The 19,733-nt window shown below is 66.5% G+C and carries 15 protein-coding genes; all 15 read right to left on the bottom strand.

The features are described 5' to 3' along the window. Positions 1-1,369: type VII secretion protein EccE (eccE, locus tag A5712_RS21260; RefSeq protein WP_156766699.1), on the bottom strand; the 1,369-nt coding region annotated here is incomplete at its 3' end. Continuing rightward, on the bottom strand, positions 1,366-2,880 hold the full coding sequence (gene mycP / locus A5712_RS21265; protein ID WP_068109308.1) for a type VII secretion-associated serine protease mycosin: 1,515 nt from the start codon (positions 2,878-2,880) through the stop codon (positions 1,366-1,368). The genes mycP and eccE, both read right to left, overlap by 4 nt. Then, positions 2,865-4,394 (bottom strand): type VII secretion integral membrane protein EccD, encoded by a 1,530-nt coding sequence (gene eccD / locus A5712_RS21270; RefSeq protein ID WP_082973572.1) that lies wholly within the window; start codon positions 4,392-4,394, stop codon positions 2,865-2,867. Before eccD ends, mycP begins: the two co-directional genes overlap by 16 nt. Continuing rightward, positions 4,391-5,419, bottom strand: coding sequence for a MinD/ParA family protein (locus A5712_RS21275; protein ID WP_156766702.1), 1,029 nt, complete (start codon positions 5,417-5,419; stop codon positions 4,391-4,393). The genes eccD and A5712_RS21275 overlap by 4 nt, the downstream gene beginning before the upstream one ends. Before the next feature lie 122 nt (positions 5,420-5,541). Beyond that, positions 5,542-6,372 (bottom strand): ESX secretion-associated protein EspG, encoded by an 831-nt coding sequence (locus tag A5712_RS21280; protein WP_068109317.1) that lies wholly within the window; start codon positions 6,370-6,372, stop codon positions 5,542-5,544. Between the two features lie 105 nt (positions 6,373-6,477). Beyond that, positions 6,478-6,765, bottom strand: a complete 288-nt coding sequence (locus A5712_RS21285) for a WXG100 family type VII secretion target (protein WP_068109320.1) — start codon at positions 6,763-6,765, stop codon at positions 6,478-6,480. Positions 6,766-6,804: 39 nt separating this feature from the next. After that, positions 6,805-7,131, bottom strand: a complete 327-nt coding sequence (locus A5712_RS21290; RefSeq protein ID WP_142282202.1) for a WXG100 family type VII secretion target — start codon at positions 7,129-7,131, stop codon at positions 6,805-6,807. 117 nt (positions 7,132-7,248) lie between these two features. Then, positions 7,249-8,445 carry a PPE family protein gene (locus A5712_RS21295; RefSeq protein ID WP_068109324.1) on the bottom strand — a complete coding sequence of 399 codons (1,197 nt, stop codon included), beginning with the start codon at positions 8,443-8,445 and terminating at the stop codon, positions 7,249-7,251. Between the two features lie 9 nt (positions 8,446-8,454). Beyond that, entirely contained in the window at positions 8,455-8,754 is a 300-nt protein-coding gene (locus A5712_RS21300) for a PE domain-containing protein (protein WP_068109327.1), read from the bottom strand. A gap of 302 nt (positions 8,755-9,056) precedes the next feature. After that, complete coding sequence (gene eccCa, locus A5712_RS21305; RefSeq protein ID WP_068109330.1) at positions 9,057-13,259, bottom strand: type VII secretion protein EccCa; 4,203 nt, start codon at positions 13,257-13,259, stop codon at positions 9,057-9,059. A 3-nt stretch (positions 13,260-13,262) separates the two neighbouring features. Continuing rightward, complete coding sequence (eccB, locus tag A5712_RS21310) at positions 13,263-14,747, bottom strand: type VII secretion protein EccB (RefSeq protein ID WP_068109334.1); 1,485 nt, start codon at positions 14,745-14,747, stop codon at positions 13,263-13,265. Positions 14,748-14,750: 3 nt separating this feature from the next. Continuing rightward, on the bottom strand, positions 14,751-15,560 hold the full coding sequence (locus A5712_RS21315) for a transglycosylase (RefSeq protein WP_082973573.1): 810 nt from the start codon (positions 15,558-15,560) through the stop codon (positions 14,751-14,753). Positions 15,561-15,567: 7 nt separating this feature from the next. After that, positions 15,568-15,903, bottom strand: a complete 336-nt coding sequence (locus A5712_RS21320) for a DUF2710 family protein (RefSeq protein WP_068109340.1) — start codon at positions 15,901-15,903, stop codon at positions 15,568-15,570. 249 nt (positions 15,904-16,152) lie between these two features. Then, on the bottom strand, positions 16,153-17,070 hold the full coding sequence (locus tag A5712_RS21325) for a hypothetical protein (RefSeq protein WP_082973574.1): 918 nt from the start codon (positions 17,068-17,070) through the stop codon (positions 16,153-16,155). An 87-nt stretch (positions 17,071-17,157) separates the two neighbouring features. Beyond that, the gene (locus A5712_RS30985; protein WP_156766701.1) at positions 17,158-19,257 is read right to left on the bottom strand and encodes a DUF5631 domain-containing protein; all 2,100 of its coding nucleotides are present in this window, start codon (positions 19,255-19,257) and stop codon (positions 17,158-17,160) included. Positions 19,258-19,733 lie beyond the last annotated feature (476 nt).

Below are 19,733 nucleotides of genomic sequence, written 5' to 3' on the forward strand. Positions count from 1 at the left end.
GGGAGCTGTCACGGGTGTTCGTCGCTGCCGACGACGCGATCGCCAAGCGGATCGTGATCCGCACCGCCGGCGCCGGCGAGCGGGTGTGCGTGCACACCCGCGACATGAAGCGTTGGGCCAGCGTGCGGATGCCGGTGGTCAGCGTCGTCAGCACCTCGCGGCCGGCGCCGGCGGTGCGGATCACGATCCGCTTGGCGATCGCGTCGTCGGCAGCGACGAACACCCGTGACAGCTCCCCGGCATCGGTGACGGGGATCATCAGTCGGTCGCCGTTGCTCAACTTGCCCACCAATACCCCCGACGGTCCGACCTCCAGGATCAGGCTCTGCGGCAACGGACTTCGCCGCAGTCCCCGCAGGAACGGGCGCGGGCCGCACATGTTGGCCGCCGCCGCGGCGGCCTGCTCACCGTTGAGGCGGTGCAGGACCACGCTCGGCGGGCTCGGCGCCTGCGTCGGTGTGCGCACGGTGACCGTGGCGGTGCACTCCCCATCCGGATACACCGTCACGTTTTGGATGACCTCATCGGCGCGCAGCGTCCACGCCTGCGCGAGCACGTGGGAGTTGATCGCCTCGGCCGGGTAGGCGTACGTCGTCATCCATCCGGCCTCACCGCGGATGGCCTTCCACTTTTGCGTCGTGCCGGACACCGCATCCCAGCCGAGTCGACGATCGAGCTCGGTCATGTCCGTCGCGGTGGCGACCTTGGCGCGCAAACCCTGGCAGCGCAGCAATCCGGCGATGCGTTGCGCCGCCGAAATCGCCGTAGCGCCAAGGGTTGTGCGCCACCGCAACGCATCGGTGTTGTCGATCACCGGCAACCGCAGGATCAACCACGTTTCGCGGCGGCCTGCGTACGGCGGGGTCCCGATCTCCGCGTCATACACCCGCGGATAGTCGCCCACGTTGCCACACCGCGACCCGATCGACACGACGCTGATGGAGTCGAGCTCCAGGCCCAGCGGATGCTGCAGCAGCGGCACCAGGTCGACGACATCGATCACGTTCTCGGTTTCGACACTCACCGAACCTGTCACCGTGGTGGCCCGGTGTGCCCTGCCGAGCAGCTGCACGGCCACCACCGCCACGCCGTCTTCGACGCGCACTCCGCCTCCGGATCGGTTGCTGGCCACCGTGATTGGCTCACTCCAGGAGATCGGCCGCCGATCCCGCCGCGACAGGACCGCCCATGACCACGCCGGCTGCCCCCGCCAGGGCACGAACATTACTGCGACACCCAGCACCGCGGCCACCCCGGCGCCGACGTAACCGCCGACCGCCCAACCGGCCAGGGCCAGAAGGAACACCACCAGTATCCCGACAACCCGCCGGTTGCTGCCCGCGTTGAAGCCCGTCAAGCGCGACCTCATCGCGCCCTCCGCAGTCGCGCACTGATCGCCGCGACCAACACACCGGCGACTACGACACCGAGGAAGCCGATCGCGATGTTGCGCGCCCGATGATCCGGGGGCGGCGGCGGTGCAGCCGGCGTGATCACGCGGGTTTGCGCGCCCGGGGGCATCTTGTCGCCCGGAGGGATGTTGAACGTCAACGCGGCGACCGGGTCCACCAGGCCGTAGCCCACCTTGTTGTCGACGCCGGCCGGCGGATTATGGGCCGACTGCACGATCCGGTTGATGACCTGATGTGCGCCCAGCTCAGGGTATTTGGCGCGAACCAGCGCCGCGACGCCGCTGACGTACGCCGCCGAGAAGCTGGTGCCCCAGAACGGCATGTTCTTCTCGCCCGGCCGGGACGGTGGGTAGGCGTTGACCGGTCCGCCGCCCTGGGGCGATAGGCCCATGATGTGCGTCGCGGGCCCCGCCACACCGACCCACGGACCCGACATGCTCTTGTCGATCGGCGCTCCGCCGGCGTCGACGCCGCCCACCGACAGGACGTAGTCGGAGAACCACGACGGCGACGAGATCACCTTGACCTGGTGCCAGTCCCGCGGATCGGCCGGGTCCAGCGGGTCGTACATCGGGTTGTTGTCGCAGCCGCCTTCCCCGTCGTTGCCGGCCGCGGCGACGATCACCGCGTCCTTCACGGTCGCCGCGTACCAGAGCGCGGCGCCAAGCGCCCGCTGGTCGGTCGACGACGCCGCGGGCAGACACGAGGTCACCGAGATGTTGATCACCTTGGCGCCCATGTTCGCCGCGTGGACGACGGCACGCGCCAGCGTGTTCAGGGTGCCGGCTTTGACCTTCTCATCCGAATTCGGGTCCGCCGGAGCGGGATTCACCGGCTCGAAGGCTCGTGACGACTGGCGTATCGAGATGATGGTCGCGTGCGGGGCCACCCCGACCACCCCGTCGGGTGCTCCCGGCGGGGGCGGCGGAACCTCCACCGGAGGCAGCGGCGCCCCGACGGCCGGCGGCGGCGCGGCCGGCGGCGGGAACGCCGGAGTGGGCGGGATCGGCCGCGGCATCGGCACCAGACCCTGCGGTGCGGCCCCGATGATCGCGCCGACGACGGTGCCGTGCGCGTCGCAGTCCGACAGGCCGTCCTCACCCATGATGTAGTCCCCGCCGGGCACAACTGGCAGTCGCGGGTTCGGCGTTATCCCCGTGTCGATCACGGCGACGGGAACCCCGTTCCCCGTGCTGTATTGCCACGCATGGCTGATGTTGAGCAGATCGAAACCGGGCGCCAGCTGCGAGACGTCGGGCGTCTTCACCGTGATCGGCACCGAGCAGCTGTTGCCGCGCCGCATCGGTTGGTCCGGTCGCGGCGGCCCGTCCGGCGGGACCGCGGCCGGATCCACCTTGGGTGGTGAAATGGCCTGGGCCGCGGGAATATTGCCCGTAATGGCGACCAGGATCAGGGCTGCGAAGATCGCGGCGGCCCGGGTGCACACCGGTTTCAGTGGCGGAGCCAAGTGAACAGCCCTCCCAGCGCCGCGGCTGCCGGCAGCAACACGATCATGGCCAGTACCTCGAGCCACTCCACGGTCAACCGTATCAACGGCCTGAACCGTGTTGCGGGTACCAAAAGCGCTGCGGCCAAACCTAATGCGGCGAATGCCACCACCAGCGCGGCCGGCCACACTAGGGCGGCTTCGAGGCTCCTGGGTCCGGCAAGCGCGTACTTGACGACACCCGCGCACACCGCCGCGCACGCGCCACACACCAGCGCGACGGCCTGGTATTTCGCGGCAAATCCGCGGCCCTGGGTGATGAAGATGCCCACCACGAGACCAGCGACCAGCAGCGCCAACCACGCCCAGCGGCGACCCGGCGTCAGCACTCCCCACACCGCGACGGGCAGCACGACCGACACCCCGACGCACAGGCCGACCTGAATCGCGTTGACCAACCGCGCCGAGGCGGCGATCGCGGCGCCACGGGCGGTGATGTCGGTGAGTTCGTCGTCCTCGTCCTCGGTTTCCTTACCGCTGACCGGCGACACCGTGTCCACGGGCATGCCCTCGCGGCGAGCGAATAGGTCTCGGCCCGTGATGGATCCGAAGTGCGGCGGCCGTACCCTTGCCACCCACAGCGCGATCGTCGGCGCCATCCGTATCAGCACCAGCAGCCCGAACAGCACGCAGATGGCCAGCACCTGCGCCGACACCGGCCGAAACATCCGGGCGGCGGCCACGGTGGCCGCGATTCCGCACACCGTCACCACCGCGGTCGCCGCCGCGGTCTGCCAGCGCTTGCGCGTCGCGGCGCTGATCGCGATGGCGCCCAGGATCACCACCACGAGCCCGATCAGCGCGTGCGGCGCACCGAGCCTACCGGGCGGCGCGCACGCGCCCGCCACGGCGAACAAAAGCACCGTGAGCCAAGCGAATCCGCTGAACATATCGCGCCGCTGCGGCCATCCCCGGAACACGACGATCGATGCGACCGCGAGGAGCGCCCCGACCACACCGGCGACGGCCGCGGGGACCAGGCCGTCGGTGAAGGTGCGCTCCCGCAAGGTCAATCCGACTACGACGCCGGCCGCCATGGCAGCGATCGCGATCGCCGTATGGGCGGCCGTCAACGCGGTGACGGGTGCGAACATCCGGTCCCCGCCGTCCCGGCCCAGCCACTTGCCCATGGCCGCCAGCGCCGTCGACAACGACTCATACTGCGGCTCAAAGGATTCCCCGTCGACCCGGGGCACCAGCACCAGCGTGTCGCCGTCCTGGACGCCGAGCTCGTCGAGGCTCTTGTTGATGTCCAGACGCACGCCGTTGACCTTGTGCAGCTCGTAGCTGCCCGGCGGCAACGCGACCCCGTCAAAGCCCTTACGTTTCAGGTCGTCGCTGAGCAGTTCGACCATGCCCTCGAAGAACCCCTCCACCGGCGTCCCCGCGGGGAAGACCTGAGAGCAAAGGTGCCTGTCGTAGGAGATGTTGACCGCACATCGCGCCGGGAAGGCGACCTTGTGGGGCGAGGTCACTGCTGGGCTCTCTCGGCGCCGGCATCAGGCACGTACTTGTCGGCCAGCGCCGCGGTGATCTCGAACAGCCGCAACCGGGACTTCTTCTTCAACTCGTGGACCGTGTCGATGATGCCGCCCTTTGCCAGGTGCGGATCGAACGGCATCACTTCCACGGTCGCGCCGACCTTGGTGAACCGCTCGGTCAAGTAGGCCAAGGCGTCCTTGTCGACCGCGCTGTCGGTGTGGTTGATGATCACGGTGCTATGTGAGACCAGCTCGTGATAGCCCTGCGCGCTGAGGAAGTCGATGGCGCGCAACACCGGCCGGGAGCGGTCCGCGGTGATTCCGGAAACGAACACCAGGGTGTCCGTGTTGTCCAGGACGGTCTTCATGACCGGGTGTTCCAGGTCCGGGGCGGTGTCCACCACCATGACGTTGTGGGTGCGCCGCAACCGCGCCAACACCCCGGCGAACATCGCCGGCACCAGCGGCCGGGGCTGGTCGGACGTGCGGTTGCCCGCCAGCACGTCGAGCCCGACCGCGTTTTGCCCGAGGTGTTCGCGGATGTCCGCGTAGCCCTGGACGTCGGTGTCGTTGATGATGGCGGTGTAGTCGCCGGGCGGTGATTCGTCGATGCGGTCCGCCAGGGTTCCGAAACCGGGAACCGCATCGATCGCGATCACGTTCGTCGGACGGCACTCGCGGAAGACGCCACCGATGCACGCGGCCAAGGTCGACACCCCTACCCCGCCCTTGCCAGAGACCAGCGTGATGACGAACTGCCGCCGGATATGCCGCCGGATGCGTTCCTTTAATTCGCGATAATGCCGCTCTCTCGGTGATTCCCCGAGGTTTATATTGCGGAAAGAAATGTTGTAAATGAATTTACGCCAACCGGAGCCTGGCGGTATTTTTCGGGGTGCGGCTAAATCGGTAATACGCATTGTGTCCGATACCGAATCCCGGTGGCGCGCTGCTGGCGGTTCCCCCCGCCCAAGCCTCTCTTCGTCATACATATTGGGGTCATTCCAAGAGGTCGTCACGACCGCCAACTCTAACACGATTTGGGATAGCCCGTTTCCGCGATCAAGCCCGCGAAGTGCATTACAAGCGCGCCGGGTTTGCCATTCCGATGATTGGTTGTAACGCGTCTTTTGCGGCGTTGTCAGACCACGCGCCGGTAGGAGTACCACTCCTCGCCGGCGGGCAGGCTTTGGATGAGCCGCTGCACGGCCGCGCCGATGTCGCTCCGCGACCCCGGCGACAGAACCTGGTATCGGCGTCCGCCCGACAGCACGCCTTCCACGCACACCCGGCCGGCCATGGTGTCCATGATCGCGACCGAGGAGTCCGCGATTGCGAAGCGGGCCGTTTGTTCCGGTCCCACGCCGGCCTGCACCGCGACGATGGCCGCGTGCGCCGAACGTTCCCGATCGGCCGCCATGGTGAGGATGTGCAGCTGGTCGACATCCAAATGCTGCTTGAGCAGAAACGATTTCAGGCTGGTGGCGTCGTGCACCGACTCGAGCAACTCCGCAGTATCCAGAGTCACCGGCCGCAGTGGCGCCGCTTCGGCGACCCCGCAAAGCCGTTCGACCTGACCCACCACGAGCTCGGTGGCCGTGGCCAACTCGCTGGCGGTGCCGGCCGGATACAGCCGTACCAGCTCACCGTGGCGTTCCAGCACCACCCACCAACTGGCGAACCGGCAGATCGCCGCGCGCGTCGGCTCGCGCCCGGGCACGTTGATCAACAGCAGCAACCCGAGGTCGCGCCGCAACAGCACGGTCATCCATTCGCGGATCATCGGGTCGGCATTGCCGGTCTCGTCGAGGGCTCCGCATGCTTTGAGTTCGGCGACGACCGGGTGGCGCAGCGCCATCTCCGGGGTCTCCAGCCGGGGCAGCAGCGGCCGGAGGCCCAGCTCGGGGCACAGCTGCTCGACCCCGGTCACCGCCTGCAACACCCACAGGCCATCGAGTGTCGTTGTCAGCAAGCCACATTCACCTCACCCGGTCGCCGAAGGCAGGGCACATGGATTGTCGGTGCCCCGCCTCGGTCGCCGCTCAGCGGCACGAACGGTCCCGCTGGGCAAGGGATTTCAGAACAGGCCGTGGATTTGCTGGTCGGTGCTGAGCGCCGCGTCGAGCACGTGGTTGGTCGTCTGACCGTGCTGGCGCACCGTGTCGATCAGCCCCTGCAGCCCGGACAGCATTTGGTACTGGGCGTCGAAAAAGCCCGTCGCGCCGTGGCCGGCGAAATATTCCTGCAGCGCATTGGTCTTGTTCGCAACGTCCTCGTGGATTGCGTGGAGTTGGCCGGCGCGAGAACCGGTGTCCGTCGCGAAGTCTGCGACGGGACCGGGGTTATACGTGATCATGTCGTCCATGATGAGGTTCCTTTCGAAATCTGAATAAGCCTGGAATTACTACGCGTTGTGGGCAGCGCCGCCGAACAAGGATTGGAACGCCGCCTGGGAGTCGGCCTCATGGCCTTCCATCAATGCCGCGGCCTGAGTGAGGCCCTCGGCCAGGCGGGTGCCACCCATCAGCACCTTGTTCAGGTCGTTCGAGACCTCGGCGGCGGTCATGTGGGAGGCGACGACACCCGCGCCCGACCAGGTTGCCGGGTTCATCACGTTTTCTTGATTAGCCAGGTAGCCCTGGGCGATAGCGATCGCCTGCTCCATATTCGCTTGGATGTCGTGGCTGGTGCTGCGCAGCAATTGCGGTGTCACCTTGATTGTCACTGCGATACTCCTTATCCGGTTTGGCGTGTCCCCTTTTGAATCCCCTTTTTGACCCCGGGGGCATGGGTCGAAGTGTATGGGCGCTATTCAGATGTGTCGATTCACCCGCTGAGCAGGCCGTTTTCAGACCGCTTCGTCGACGACGCGCACAGTGGACGGCTGCTCGGACTTCTTCTGTGACCCGCCGTGGCCGCCCGGCGCGTGGCCCACCGGCATGCCGCCGACACCCGTGCCACCGGTCGTCGTTGTCGTCGTCGGGCCCCGCAGCGATTCGGCGCCCAACGCCCCGCTTGGGCGCAGCCCCACCGGGCGACCGCCGCTGCCGGGTTCAAACGCGCTGACCGGCCGAGTGAAGGTCGTCGCGGGCACGCCCGAGCCACCGAGTGATGCCCCTCCTCCACCGGCGCCCGCGACGGCGCTTGGCGCGGCGGACACCGCGCTGACTGCCGAGGCGGGTGTCGCAGCACCCGCGCCCAGTGCGCCCGGGTTGGCGAACATGCCCATCATCGACTGCAGCGGCTGCATCGCACTCATCGGCGCCTGCATCAGCTGCGACGGCGCCTGCAGCGCCTGCGGGACCGCGCCCATCATCGACTGCAGCGGTTGCATGAAGGTGCCGACCTGGCTGCCCATGTCCTGACCACTCGATGCCGCCTGGCCGGCTCCCGTCGTGCCGGACTGGACGCCCTGCAAGGCGGAGCGCATGCCATCGCCGGCGGCGGTGTCGGCGGCCGCCTGACCGATCGCCGAGGCCGCCTCGGCCGGGGCGGCCGGCGAGGCGCCCATAGTCGCCAACGGCGGTGGGATGGCCAGGCTTTCGGCCAACCCCGCGAGGATCGCGCCATAGCTGGCGCCGGTGGCGGAGTTGTTCGGCCACATCACCCCGTAGTACTCGAACTCCAGCGAACCGATGCGCGGCGTCAGCGCCCCGAACACGAGCGGGTTGATGTGGTAGTCGGTGGCACATTCGACACGGTTCGCGGTGCACTCGGGCTCCGGGCGCATCGCGGCGTTGGCGGTCTCGTAAGCCGAGACGGCCGCCGAAACGATTCCCGGCTTCACGTCGACCCAGCCGGCCAATCCGTGCAGCGACGCGTTCAGCGCCGTGACGCTCGCGGCCGAGCCCACCGACCCGGCTCCCACCCAGCTTGCCGAGGTCACGGCGGTGTTGATCGCCGACGCAACACCAGAGGCATGGTGACTGGCGCCCACGGCGGTCCAAGCCGACCCGTTGGCCAACATCGTGGCCACTCCTGTCCCTAACTTGAGCAGGAGATCATTCACTTCGGGTGGACGCGCCGCCCACCCCGGATCAGGCATATGCGCCGCTTACAGCCCGAGCGTCAAGGCGCGCGCCGCCTCGGTGGCGGTGTAGACGCATGCCGAAATGCTCTGCGTTCCGGCGAACAATCCGCGCTGCAGCGAGTGCTCCTGGACCACGCCCAAGTAGGCGCCCCCGCACGCGTTCAGCGCCGTGGCGAACAGAGCCGAGTCGGGATCATTGCCCATCGGCAAGGTGCCCAGCAGCGCGGGCGCGGCAGCCGCCGCAGCTGATTCGACTTCAGCGCTGATCGCCGATTCCGCCCCGGCTGATGCCAAAACAGCCTCGGGTTGCACAGTCCACGACATAATTTCCCTCCGAGCGTTCCCGCCGTCGCATGATCTGCGAATGATCGGCCAGTCTAGTAGCTGCCGGACAATCGCGTATTCACAAGCTTTATCTTGCTATCCCCGCCCGAAACAAATGGCATCTCACCAGCATGTTCGGGGCAATTACACTTGCGTCGAATTATTGCCACTTGCGGCCCAAAGGGCGCGATGACCACTCCTGCACCGCGTGTCACTGTGTGCACTCGGAGTGCGGCGCAACTGAAATCGCCGTTTTCAGCGCCGGCTGGGATTTGCAATTAATGCGTTGCCGCCAGCAAACGCTATTGCCTGGCGGCAATTGACGGCAACCCGACCAAAATCCCCTCGACGTCGGCTTCGTCGCTGACCAATAATCCGCGCCCCGGCGGCAACATCTGGGCACGAACAAGCCGATTGATCTTGTTCTGCGGATCGTTGTCCATATACAGCTGCGCGACCTTCGCCGACGTCTGATACCTCGACCACGGGTCCATCTGCAGCGTCGCCCAGTTGGTGCTGTTGCGCGTTGTGAACACGTGCAGGCCGATCTGTCGGGCACGTTCCATCAGCATCCACAGCGCCGCGCCCACCGGCGGCGTCGCCGGGTAGCTCTGCGTCTGTGCCGGCCGAAGGTCTTGGACATCGTCGATGAGCACGAAATGCCGGGTCCCCTCCCACGGCTTGAGCGCACGCAGCTCCTCCTGGCTCAGGCCCTTGGGAGGGAGGCGCGGGAGCAACACCTCTTGCGCCAATTCGGTTAGGACTCGGTCGATCTCGTCCTGGTCATAGGCGTAGGCGCGCACATAACCGGGGGCATGCAGATCCCGCAAACCGTGCGGGGCGGCTTTGGGATCTATCAACGTCAGTTGGGCCTGCTCCGGGCTGAACCGGCTCATCACCGCCTCGCCGATGGCGACCAGCGAGGTGCTCTTTCCGCAGCCTTGCCTGCCCAGAATCATCAATCCCGGGCTCTCCGACAACCGGAGGGGAACGGGACCCAACTGGTGGCGCTCGCCGATTGCGAACGCGATCGACAGATCCTCGGCGCCGGCATGAGCCGCGAGAATCGCGCTCAGCTCCACGCGTTCTGGCAGCCGCTGCAGGACCGCGTGCTTGGTGACTCCGGCGACCTCGGCGATGCGCGCGCCGACGTCCGGGGTGTCCACCACCGTGCGGGTTGCCGCGTCAACCGCCATGGGAAGACCGACCAACAATTCGTGCAACGAGTCCGTCAGGCCAAAGCCGGGGCGGTTCAACGTCCGACGGGCCGCTTCGCGCGACTCGATCGCGGAGTGGCCCATTTGACTTTCACCCGGCTCGGCCAGCCGCAACTGGATTCGCGCCGTGGCGTTCTGAAGCAGCTTCTGCCGCTGTCCGTGAATCCAGCCTCCCGCGCTGCACATCACGTGCACCCCGTATTCGGGACCCCGGCTGCTCAAGGAGATGATCCGATCGCCCAAGACCATGTCTTTGGTGTAGAGGTCGTCGTAGTCGTCGACCACCACGAAGACATCGCCGAACGGGTCATTCGGGTCGGTCCCGCCCATTCCGTCGCTGCCCGGCCCGAACCGTCGCTCGCGGAAACCGTCGAGGTCGATGTTGGCGCGCCGGAATGCGTCCTCGCGGGCGTCGATGAGCGCGTCCATGCTGCTCAGGATGCGCTCGATGCCCTCGGTGTCCCTGGGCGACACGATATCGGCGATATGCGGCAACGACCCGATCTGGGCCATGGTCGCCCCGCCCACGCAGAAGAACGTCACCCGCGACGGCGTGTACATCATTGCCGCCGAGCACATCAGCGTCATCATCGTGGTCGTCTTGCCGCGCTGCTTGGCGCCCACCACGATGATGTTGCTGCGCAACGCATCAACGGAGTACACCACCTGTTTGGACTCTTCCGGGATGTCCATGATGCCCACCGGGAAGACCAGCCCGGGGTTGTGACCGTAGTCGACATGCCAGGGCTTGCCGCGCCACCCGGACACCAGGGCGTCGACGGGCTCGGGGTGCTCCAGTGGCTCCAGCCACGGCCGGCGCGGCGCCCGGTGCGGCACCGTCTGCAGCGACTCCCGCAGCACGTCCACGATCTTCTTCTTCTTGAAACCGTCCTCGTGCAAAAGGAATTCGTCGGGTTCCTCGTCGGCGGCTGAAGCGGCCTCCAGCGCCGCGGCGTCTGCCTCATCCAACGGCTGATACTGCCAGTTGTAGAGCCGGGGCTGCGTCAGGGTCATGTCGACGGTCCGGACCACCTGGCTCTTCTTCGGCACGATGAATGGCGCGGACAGGTAGAAGCAGCGGAACGGCTCCAGGTCACGGGGACCGACCTTGAGCAGCGCGAAGCCGTTTTCCTTCGAGGGCAGGTGGTAGGCGGCGTCGGTTCCGATCACCTCGCGGCTGTCGTCGCCGGATTCCGCGCGCAGCGCGATGCGAAATGCAATGTTGGACTTGACCTTTTGTAGTGAGGACAGGTCCAGCCGTTGACCGCCCAGCATGAAGAAGACGTTGGCTCCCCGGCCTTCCTGACCGATGTGGATGATCAGGTTGATCCACTTATCGTGGTTCGCGAACAGCTCGAGGTATTCGTCGACGATGACCAGCAGCACCGGCACCGGCGGCAGGTCGCGTCCAGCCAACCGGATTTCCTCGTAATCGTTGGCGTCTCGCGCGCCCACCGAGGTGAAAAGCTCGTACCGCTGCTTGATTTCACCGTCGATGACCCGGCGCATGCGCTCGGCCAGGTGCCGTTCGTCCTTGCCGAGGTTCGACAGCGCGGCGACCACATGGGGGATGCCGAGGATATCCTGGGCCGCCGATTCGAACTTCATGTCGACGAAGATGACATTGAACGTCTCGGGTGAATGCGTGAGCGCGATGCCGTACACCAATGACAGGAAGAATTCCGATTTGCCCGAGCCGCTGGTGCCGATGACAACCGAGTGAAAACCGAACCCGCCGAAGTCTTTTGCGCGGATGATCACGTTCTGCAGCTCGCCATTGGGCTTGGCGCCAACCGGGATCTCGCACCAGCGCTCGTCGCCGCGACCACGCCGCTCGGCCCATAGTCGGTCGACATCCAACTCGCGCGGGTCGCTGATTCCCAGCGCTCGCAGTAGTTCGGCAGCACCGCTGCTCGAATCGGCGATCTCGGCGCTGCTGGTGGGTGACCAGCGGGCCATCGAACGCGCGTACCGGTAAGCCCGCGGGATCGACAGCTGGTCCGCGTGGGCGAAGAACTTGCCGCCGGTACGCAGGAGCGGCGCGGGGCGGCCGTCGTCGTCCACGTTGCCGTCGCCGTTGCGGCGGGCCTTGGCAGCGGTGTCAACGACCGCGGTGTGCCGCTCACTCATCTCGTAGAGCTGATCGCGGTCGAACCCAACCCCGATGCCGGGCCGAGAAGCGATGCGCAGCACCGTGATCCCGGCCTTGCCGACTTGGCCGACGACGCTCTCCCATGCCTCCGGGCTGCCGGTGTTGTCGTCCACGATCACCCAATGCGGGCCGAGGTCGGCCCCGGCATCGGGTTGACCCGTCTCCAGGGTGGAGCCCAGGGTCGTTGGGCTGGCCGCGGCCAGCGGCGTCCATTGGCCGCGCCTGCCCTTCATGTGCAGCTCGGCGCCCAGTGCCGCCTCCAGCTCCTCGGGTGTCGCGAAGATCAGGCGGCGCCACCCGCAGGCGTCGAACAGCTCGTCGTGCAGGTTGTGCGGTAACCACACCATCCACGACCACAATTCAGGGTTGCGCGTGACCACCATCAGCTTGACGTCGCGCGGGTTGTGGAACACCGCCAGCGAGCACAGCACCGAGCGCATCAGCGACCGGACGCGGTTCAAATCCTCACCGACGAAGCTGAAGCCCGGAGCCGATCGCAAGTTCACCACTTTGGCGATGTCGCGGATCTTGCGTTGTTCCAAGATGAAATCGCGAAGAGCCTGCCCGGTGACCGGCTCGAGTTCCTCGTCGGAGGCAATGTCGGGCCACGTCACCGACAACACCGAATCCGGGGCGTGCTGCACACCGGTGCCCAGTCGGACCTCCAGGAAGTCGACGTCGCCGCGACCGCGCTCCCACATCCGCGGACCGCCGATGATGGCTCCCAACCCGCGGGGGTCGGAATGCACCGATTGCTGCCAGTGGCGCTGCGCGCATACCGCGGTCTGGATCTCGTCGCGGTTGCTGTCGAGGTCGCGCAGGTAACGGCGCCGGCCCTTTTCCAGTTCCCCCCAGGTGATTTTGCGCGCACGTCCGAACCGGCCCGAAAACGCCAACATGCTGAACGCGCCGATGCCCATCAACGGGAAGAACCCGGTCGACAAGCTACGCACCCCCGAGACGTAGAGCATGACGATCGTGCCGATCAGCGCGACGATCAGCGCCGGCACGCCGATCATCACCCAGATGTTGCGCGGTTCGCGTTCGGGCAGAGCGATCGGCGCATTCGGCGCCACCCGAACGGGTTTCGGCGGCTGGATCTTGACGCGGTTGATGGGAAACGCTCTCTTCGACACCTTCTAGCCTCCCGCCCTCGCCGATGTCGTCACCACGGCCGCCTGACCCGTCGCTGGCACCGTGTCGCGCGCCACCAACGCCGCCTGTTGCGACAACGCCGGGCCCGCGGCAAAGGTCCGCAGCAACGGCCACGGCGCCTGCACTGCCATCCTGGGATCCAAGCCCAGTGCGCGCAGGGTCGAATCGTCGGAGGCGATGCCGAACCGCACGCCGTTGTCGGCCACCCAGAACAGCGATTCCCTTGAGTCGCTGGTGATCACGCCGCTCGTCGACGTCACGAAGTTGGCCGCTCCCGGCAACACCAGCACCTGATTGGCCACGACGGATGTCGGGTCACGGTCGTCACGGACCAGGCGCACGATCCGGTCGTCCATCGACGAGGGCACCGGAAGCCCGCGCCCGTTGTAGATGGCTACCCGGGCCTGCGGATCGGTCGACGCCTTCTCCCACCCGACGCAGGTGGTCGGATTCGCCGCCGAGTCAATGAAATTCAGGTGGCCTGTCGGGTAGTAGTCCACCGTCAGTGAATTCACTTCGGGAATGTTGACCAGCACGTCCGGGGTCACAGTCCGCGGCGACGCCGACCCGTAGGAGTTCGCGCTGCGCAGCAGATCGGCCACGAAGCCGCCGATCTTTTGCACCCCGTCGGTGAGCAAAACGTAGAACTGGCTGCCGCCTCCGGCGGTTTGGGCCTGCAGGACCGCCCCCACCTGCGAGCCGGGCAGCCATTTCGACGGGGTTCCGGCTTCAGAGATCTTGGGTACGCGAAGCGGCTCCGTCGCCGGCATCCCGTCGAAGAGCGCACGCGAGATCTCCACCGGCACAGTGGCTCCCGGGTCCAGCCCCAGGCTCAATGTGACTGCCCTGTCGGAGGGGTCGATCTGCGAGCGCTTGCCGCCCCAGATCACATACGTGGCGCCCTGAAACGTCGCAAGCAGCCCCGCGTCTTTGGGCATCGGGGCGGCGCGACCGCCGATGAGCTGTCCCGCGATGGAGGTCACGACCGGCTTGTCCGCGGTGCGTGGCCGGCCGGCCGTATCGCACACCGCCCACGCCGACACTGCGCCCCCATTCACGTGCATGGCCGCCGGCGCGCCCGGTATGCCGACCAGCGGCCCGGTTGGATATTTGGCGATCTCGGCCGGCTTTACCCATGTCGGCTGCCCGGCGGTGCCCGTCGCCAGCCGCGCCGAGGTCAAATTGAGCGCCGGATACAGCCGGCCTTCGATTCGCGCGTAGATCGCCCCGGATTCGCGGTCGCCGATAATCGCCGAATCCCCCACCACCCCACTGGGTTTGATCACGTTGAGCAGGACCATCCATCCCGAGGCGATGGCCACCAGCACCACCGACAACACCAGGGCCGCGGTCTGCTTGCGGTCATCGTGCTTCATACGCACTGAGAAGCGGGTAGTCGCCGCGCGCAGCCGCCGGTTGTAGAACAGGTGACCCGAATTCTGGTCGCGGTTGGACAAACTCAGCGGCATCGCTCAGTAGCCCCTCGGTCCGCGGCGGGGATCGGCCTGCTGGATTCGCTCGGCCAAATCCGACCCGTCGACGGCGACGCCGTAACGACGTTGTGCGTAGTTGATGAAGGCACAGGCCTGCGCTACCAGGTCGTGGATGTTTGCCGACGTGCCGGGCTGGTGATAGGCGGCGAAGGTCGGGGCGATGAACTGCCACGCACCCTTGCTCGGCGTGCCTCTCGCGGCGTTGGAGTCCCAGTCGTTTTCGGCGTAGGCGTAGTAGTTCGACTCGCGGCGAGCCACCAGATCCATGCCGCGCTCCCAGCGGGCACGGGCCACCGGGTCATGAATGTCCTTGATGTCCAGGGCTTTACGGATGGCCGACTGCACCGCGGCGCGGCCGCTCCCAACGCCGGTGTGGCCGCGGCCGTATCGCAGGCGGCGCAGTCGCCGTGCCAACGTCCGCGCCCGCGCCCGTGCCCGCACGATGTGCCGGTGCTGCGTGCGCAACCGAGCGGACATCCGCGCCATCGCCTCGCGCCGGCCAAGCGGCGTGTCGCCCGCCGGAACGGCGTCGGCGATCGCCGCGTGCAGGTTGAGTCCCGTCGCGGTCTTCGCTTCCAAGCGGTCGGCACGCGCCGTCGCCAGGATCGCGTCCAGCGACCGGTCCGTGTCGGCCAGCTGGCGCAGCCTTGCCGCCAAGGTGGCCGATCGGGCCGTCATCCCGGTGGCGTGGGCGTGCACCCGAGCGGGCGCATCACCGACGCCGCGACCGGTACCGTCGCCGGCGAAGAGGCTGTGACCCCGGGACAAGGCGGCCACCGCGCGCGTCATCGCTGGATCATTCAACGATTCCCCCACCGTAATTCCGATCGAAATCGGCCTGCGCCTCTTCGCGCAATGCCTCAAAAACCATATTCAGACGGTCCATCAACTCCCGACATGAGTATGACGTCACCACGTGGGGGGCCAACGACAGCCCGGTCAGCCGCCCGTCTGAATTGCATACCGCATATACGTCACCAACGTCGGCCGTAAACGTCACCGACTCCTGGGCAGCCAGAACCGCTTCCCACTTCTCGAAATTCGCCTTCAGGTCCGCCAAGACCTGGTCTACCAATGCTTTATCCGCCGACGCGTCTGGGCGCACCGCATCCGTATCGGACACCTCAGCCACAACTCCAATAACTTGAGGCCCAGTTGGCCTTGGATTCCCCGCCCCGATGCACACGCGTCCCCGTGCCGTGTGTCGCTGCCACCGCGGATGGTAATGGCCGCACGATCATGACATTACTGCCGCTAGCGAGCCGCGACCACTCAATCTTGAGGGTGGTATTAGTGGCCGCGATCGCGTCGAGGCATTTGGCTTGGAAATGCAATTCAGCGCCGAGAATTACGGTTTTCAATATTCGGTGTGGGCCGAGCGCTATTCCTGCGGCTCTTCGTCGGTCGGCACAATCACGATCCGCCGGTTCGGCTTGGCGACGACGGGTGGCTTGCCCTCGGCCGACTTTGTCACGGGAACACTCGGCGGGACCGTCAAGCGACCTTTGACCGGCTGCCCGTTGGGAATCCCCGGGACGGTCACGCGCTTTTCTGCGGGCTTGTCCTTGGTTCCGTCCCCGCCTGCTCCCATTGCGCCGGGCATCATCGGCATGCCGGTCATCCCCATCGGACCGGCCTGCGGCGTCATGCCACCGGTCTGCGTCACCGTCACCGGTTTGGCCGACGCTGCCGCGGGCGTGGTCGGAGGCGACGACGACGGCACCGGCGGCGGGCCCATGAATCCGGTCGGGGTGGTGCCACCGCCTGCGCCGACTCCCCCACCGCCGCCGCCAAGCCCAGCGTCACCGCCACCAGACCCGCCGAAACCGGGATCTTCCGCGGACATATCAGTCAGCGCCGCCGCGGCCTCGCCGCCCTTTGCCGCTCCCATCAGCGGTTGAATCGCGCTCTCGGCGGCCTGCATCGCCTGTTGCGGAAGCTGCGTGAGCGGCCCCATGACCCCGCCGAGCGCGCCGGTGAGCGAACCCGCGATCCCGGAGGCCATCTGGGGGATCATTTGCGCCAACTGCTGGAACTGCTGCGAAGATTGGGCCTCGTTCTCCGGAAACTTCTTCGCGGCGTCGAGTGCATGCGCGCGACGATCCAGATCGCCTTTAGTGCTGGACGCTTGGTCCGCGGCTACGCCGAGATTGCCGGCGGCTGCGAGTCCGGCTTGGGCGCCATCAGCCGGTGCGCCGGTCGCCGGAGGAAGACCATTCGGCATTATCGGCGGCGGTGACTGTGGCGCCCCGGCTACCCCGGCGAAGTCCGCCGGACTTACCTTGAAGCCCCCGCTCATGGTCGCACCCCAAACCCCTCACACCGCGGCCATGCGTGCCGCGCACCAATTAGTCGCATGGTAGAGCCGCAGCCCTTTGAAGGGTAGTCACCCCAGCTTTGGCGAAACCGCTTCATACCACGCTACGTGGTAGTGCGCGAGCCACTCGTGGCCTTCGATAAGAGCCTGTACCGCTGCGAGGAGCATCCAGTCGGCTGCCCGCGACAGGTTGTGAGGATCCTCCAGCGCCTTGTTGTACGCGGCTTGCAGCTCACGCTGCAACGCGTCAACCTCGTTCTCGGTGACACCTGTTTCCCGTGTCGCGGCTTGTGCCAAGGTCTGGGCGATTCGCGGCAATCCGTCGCGGCGTCGAACGGCCTCAACCAGCGTTGGGCCAAGCTCTTCCACTTCCGGGCCGGTGCGCGCCACGCGATCACCGGTAAGGGGCGGGTCATCCGGTCCCGGCTTGGCGATGAATCCGTGGGCCTTGTGCACTGCCGCAGCCGTAACGGCTCCCAGTAGGTCAACCACGTCGGCGTCCGACCGGCGAAGCGCAGGCTCGAGTAATCGATTCGCGCCAACGGGGATTTTGACGTTCGGCGGGATCCACCCGCACCCGATGCTGCCGACCAAAAGCGTTGTGCCGTCGTCTCGCAAGCCGGCGGCCCAAGACAGACCCGGGGCCTGACGAGCCACCGAGTTCACGAGGCGCTGCAGCCTTTGCTGTTCCGCGGCCCGGCTCGATACGTCGCCAGCCAGGGCGCCAGTTGCCGCCGACAACGCCGACGCGCCCGCCGGCGTCGCCGCACTGCCCGCGGCCTGGGCGGCGGCGCCACGCTGGACCGTCGACATCAACGGGCTGCCCGCTGAAGGCGACGTCGATGGCGAGGGCGCTACCGGAGCGCCCGATACGGGGGTGGTCGGCGCCGACACCGCCGGAGGGGTCACAACAGGGGGCCGAAGATCGGAGCCGTAGGCGGGCAACGGTCCAGCGGGGACGGCCGGGCCTCCCGTCATAGGAGCCGCCGGTGCCGACACCGGCATCGGTGTGGCGACCGGTACCGCGCCGCCGGTCGAGGACTGCGGGGCGCTGGCGGCTGTTGCGGCAGATGTGCCCGAACCATGTTCCACCGCAGCCGATTCGATGCCGCCCGCCGCAATTGTTGGAGCTACCGGCGGCACGACCGGCGCCTGGGCTGGTGGCGCCGCCGACGCTCCCGTTGCGTTCATCAACCCCTGCGATAAGTCATGGGCACCTGCCGCCGCCGGCTGACCCGTCATCATTCCTTGGGCGAATGATTGCCCGAGCTGGTTCGGTGAGAGCCCCCCGAGGGCGGCGGCGGGAGAGAGTCCCCCGGTCGCAGGTGAGCCCGCCGCGGGAACACCTGGCAACTGTCCTGCGCCCACTGCGGGCGAGGCAATCGGACCGATATAGCCGCCGCTAGGACTCCCTCCCGGGATATCGCCGCCTGCACCACTCCCTCCTGGGACGCCGCGGCCTGCTGCCTGGCCGCCGCCCCCTTGGGTGCCAGTGCCAGCGCCACCTGCGCTCGGTGCACCATGACCAGCTGGCTGGTCACCACGCCTCGGTTCACCAGTGCCAGCACCGCCTCCACCTGGTGCACCGTGTCCGCCTGGACTGCCCGCCGGTGGATTTTCAGCGTCTAACCCTTGGCTATTTAGAAAATCCTGCGGAGACATCGAAATGCCCTCGGCGGTGAGGATCTTCTGAATGGCATCCGAAATCGCTGAAACCGCAGTAGCCGACTTATGCGCTGAAAAGCTATTAGCCTCGGCGATTAGCCGCTCGATTTCTGCGGCCTTGATTGGTGCGGGTTCCTTCGAATTTTCAACATTAGCGATCCGCTGATTGTAGTCGTCAGCGATTCCCCGAAGTCCGTCGCGTAAACTATCAATTGCGTCGGCGCCCTTTTCAAAAGCGTCTGCTTTCGCCATATATTTTTCGGCTAAATCGAGATGGTGCTTTTCGCCCTGCTGAAAGCGCGCGACGAGATCGTCTACTGTATGCCCCTGATTGAGGGCTGCCAGTTGTGACCACTGGGCACGCAGGTCTTGTACGTACCGTTCTTCTTCCTGCCGCTGCATCCTCCAATGCGCAGCACCAACTTTCAGCGTGGTTGCCGGCTGTGGCCACCATGCGCCGATGAGAACCGGCGTATATTTCCCTGCGGGCAGGTCTGCTCCCATGCCCCCTCCTTACATACGCCAATTCTGTTGGGGAGCGTTCCTAAAATCTGACACTTGTCTCCTTCACGCTCGTGAAATCCCGACAAAATCGACGCATTCCGTTTCGTTCCGCTCGTTCCACGCCTGACGTCGCCCGCCTCACTCACTCGCATATTTCGAGAACCACGATGGCATTCTTAGGATGATCGAATTCCGGCCCTCACCCGCAAATCGCCGCCATGGCATCAGCTGCTCGCTTCGCATCGTCGAGGGTCGTCTGATAGAGGGGCGAGGCAGCGTCCGTAACGCTGCTGACGGCATTCGTGACCCAGTAAGCCGACGCCAATGTCCGCGCAGCATCCCGATCGTTTGCGTTTAACGCGGGATTCTCCGCGGCAGCATCGATCATCCCAGCCGCATTAACTAGTGATATACGCGCCAGGGCCCTATCCGATGAGCGCGTATCAGCATCAACTGACCGTGCCGCAACCTGATAT

It is taken from the genome of Mycobacterium sp. E2327, assembly GCF_001672675.1.
In the GTDB taxonomy this organism is placed as follows: domain Bacteria; phylum Actinomycetota; class Actinomycetes; order Mycobacteriales; family Mycobacteriaceae; genus Mycobacterium.

Excerpts from the sequence above, each read along its gene's own strand:
- A5712_RS21285 (WP_068109320.1), bottom strand. The coding sequence starts at position 6,765 with ATGGACGACATGATCACGTATAACCCCGGTCCCGTCGCAGACTTCGCG.
- A5712_RS21295 (WP_068109324.1), bottom strand. The coding sequence starts at position 8,445 with ATGCCTGATCCGGGGTGGGCGGCGCGTCCACCCGAAGTGAATGATCTC.
- A5712_RS21300 (WP_068109327.1), bottom strand. The coding sequence starts at position 8,754 with ATGTCGTGGACTGTGCAACCCGAGGCTGTTTTGGCATCAGCCGGGGCG.
- eccB (WP_068109334.1), bottom strand. The coding sequence starts at position 14,747 with ATGCCGCTGAGTTTGTCCAACCGCGACCAGAATTCGGGTCACCTGTTC.
- A5712_RS21315 (WP_082973573.1), bottom strand. The coding sequence starts at position 15,560 with ATGACGCGCGCGGTGGCCGCCTTGTCCCGGGGTCACAGCCTCTTCGCC.
- A5712_RS21325 (WP_082973574.1), bottom strand. The coding sequence starts at position 17,070 with ATGAGCGGGGGCTTCAAGGTAAGTCCGGCGGACTTCGCCGGGGTAGCC.
- A5712_RS30985 (WP_156766701.1), bottom strand. The coding sequence starts at position 19,257 with ATGGGAGCAGACCTGCCCGCAGGGAAATATACGCCGGTTCTCATCGGC.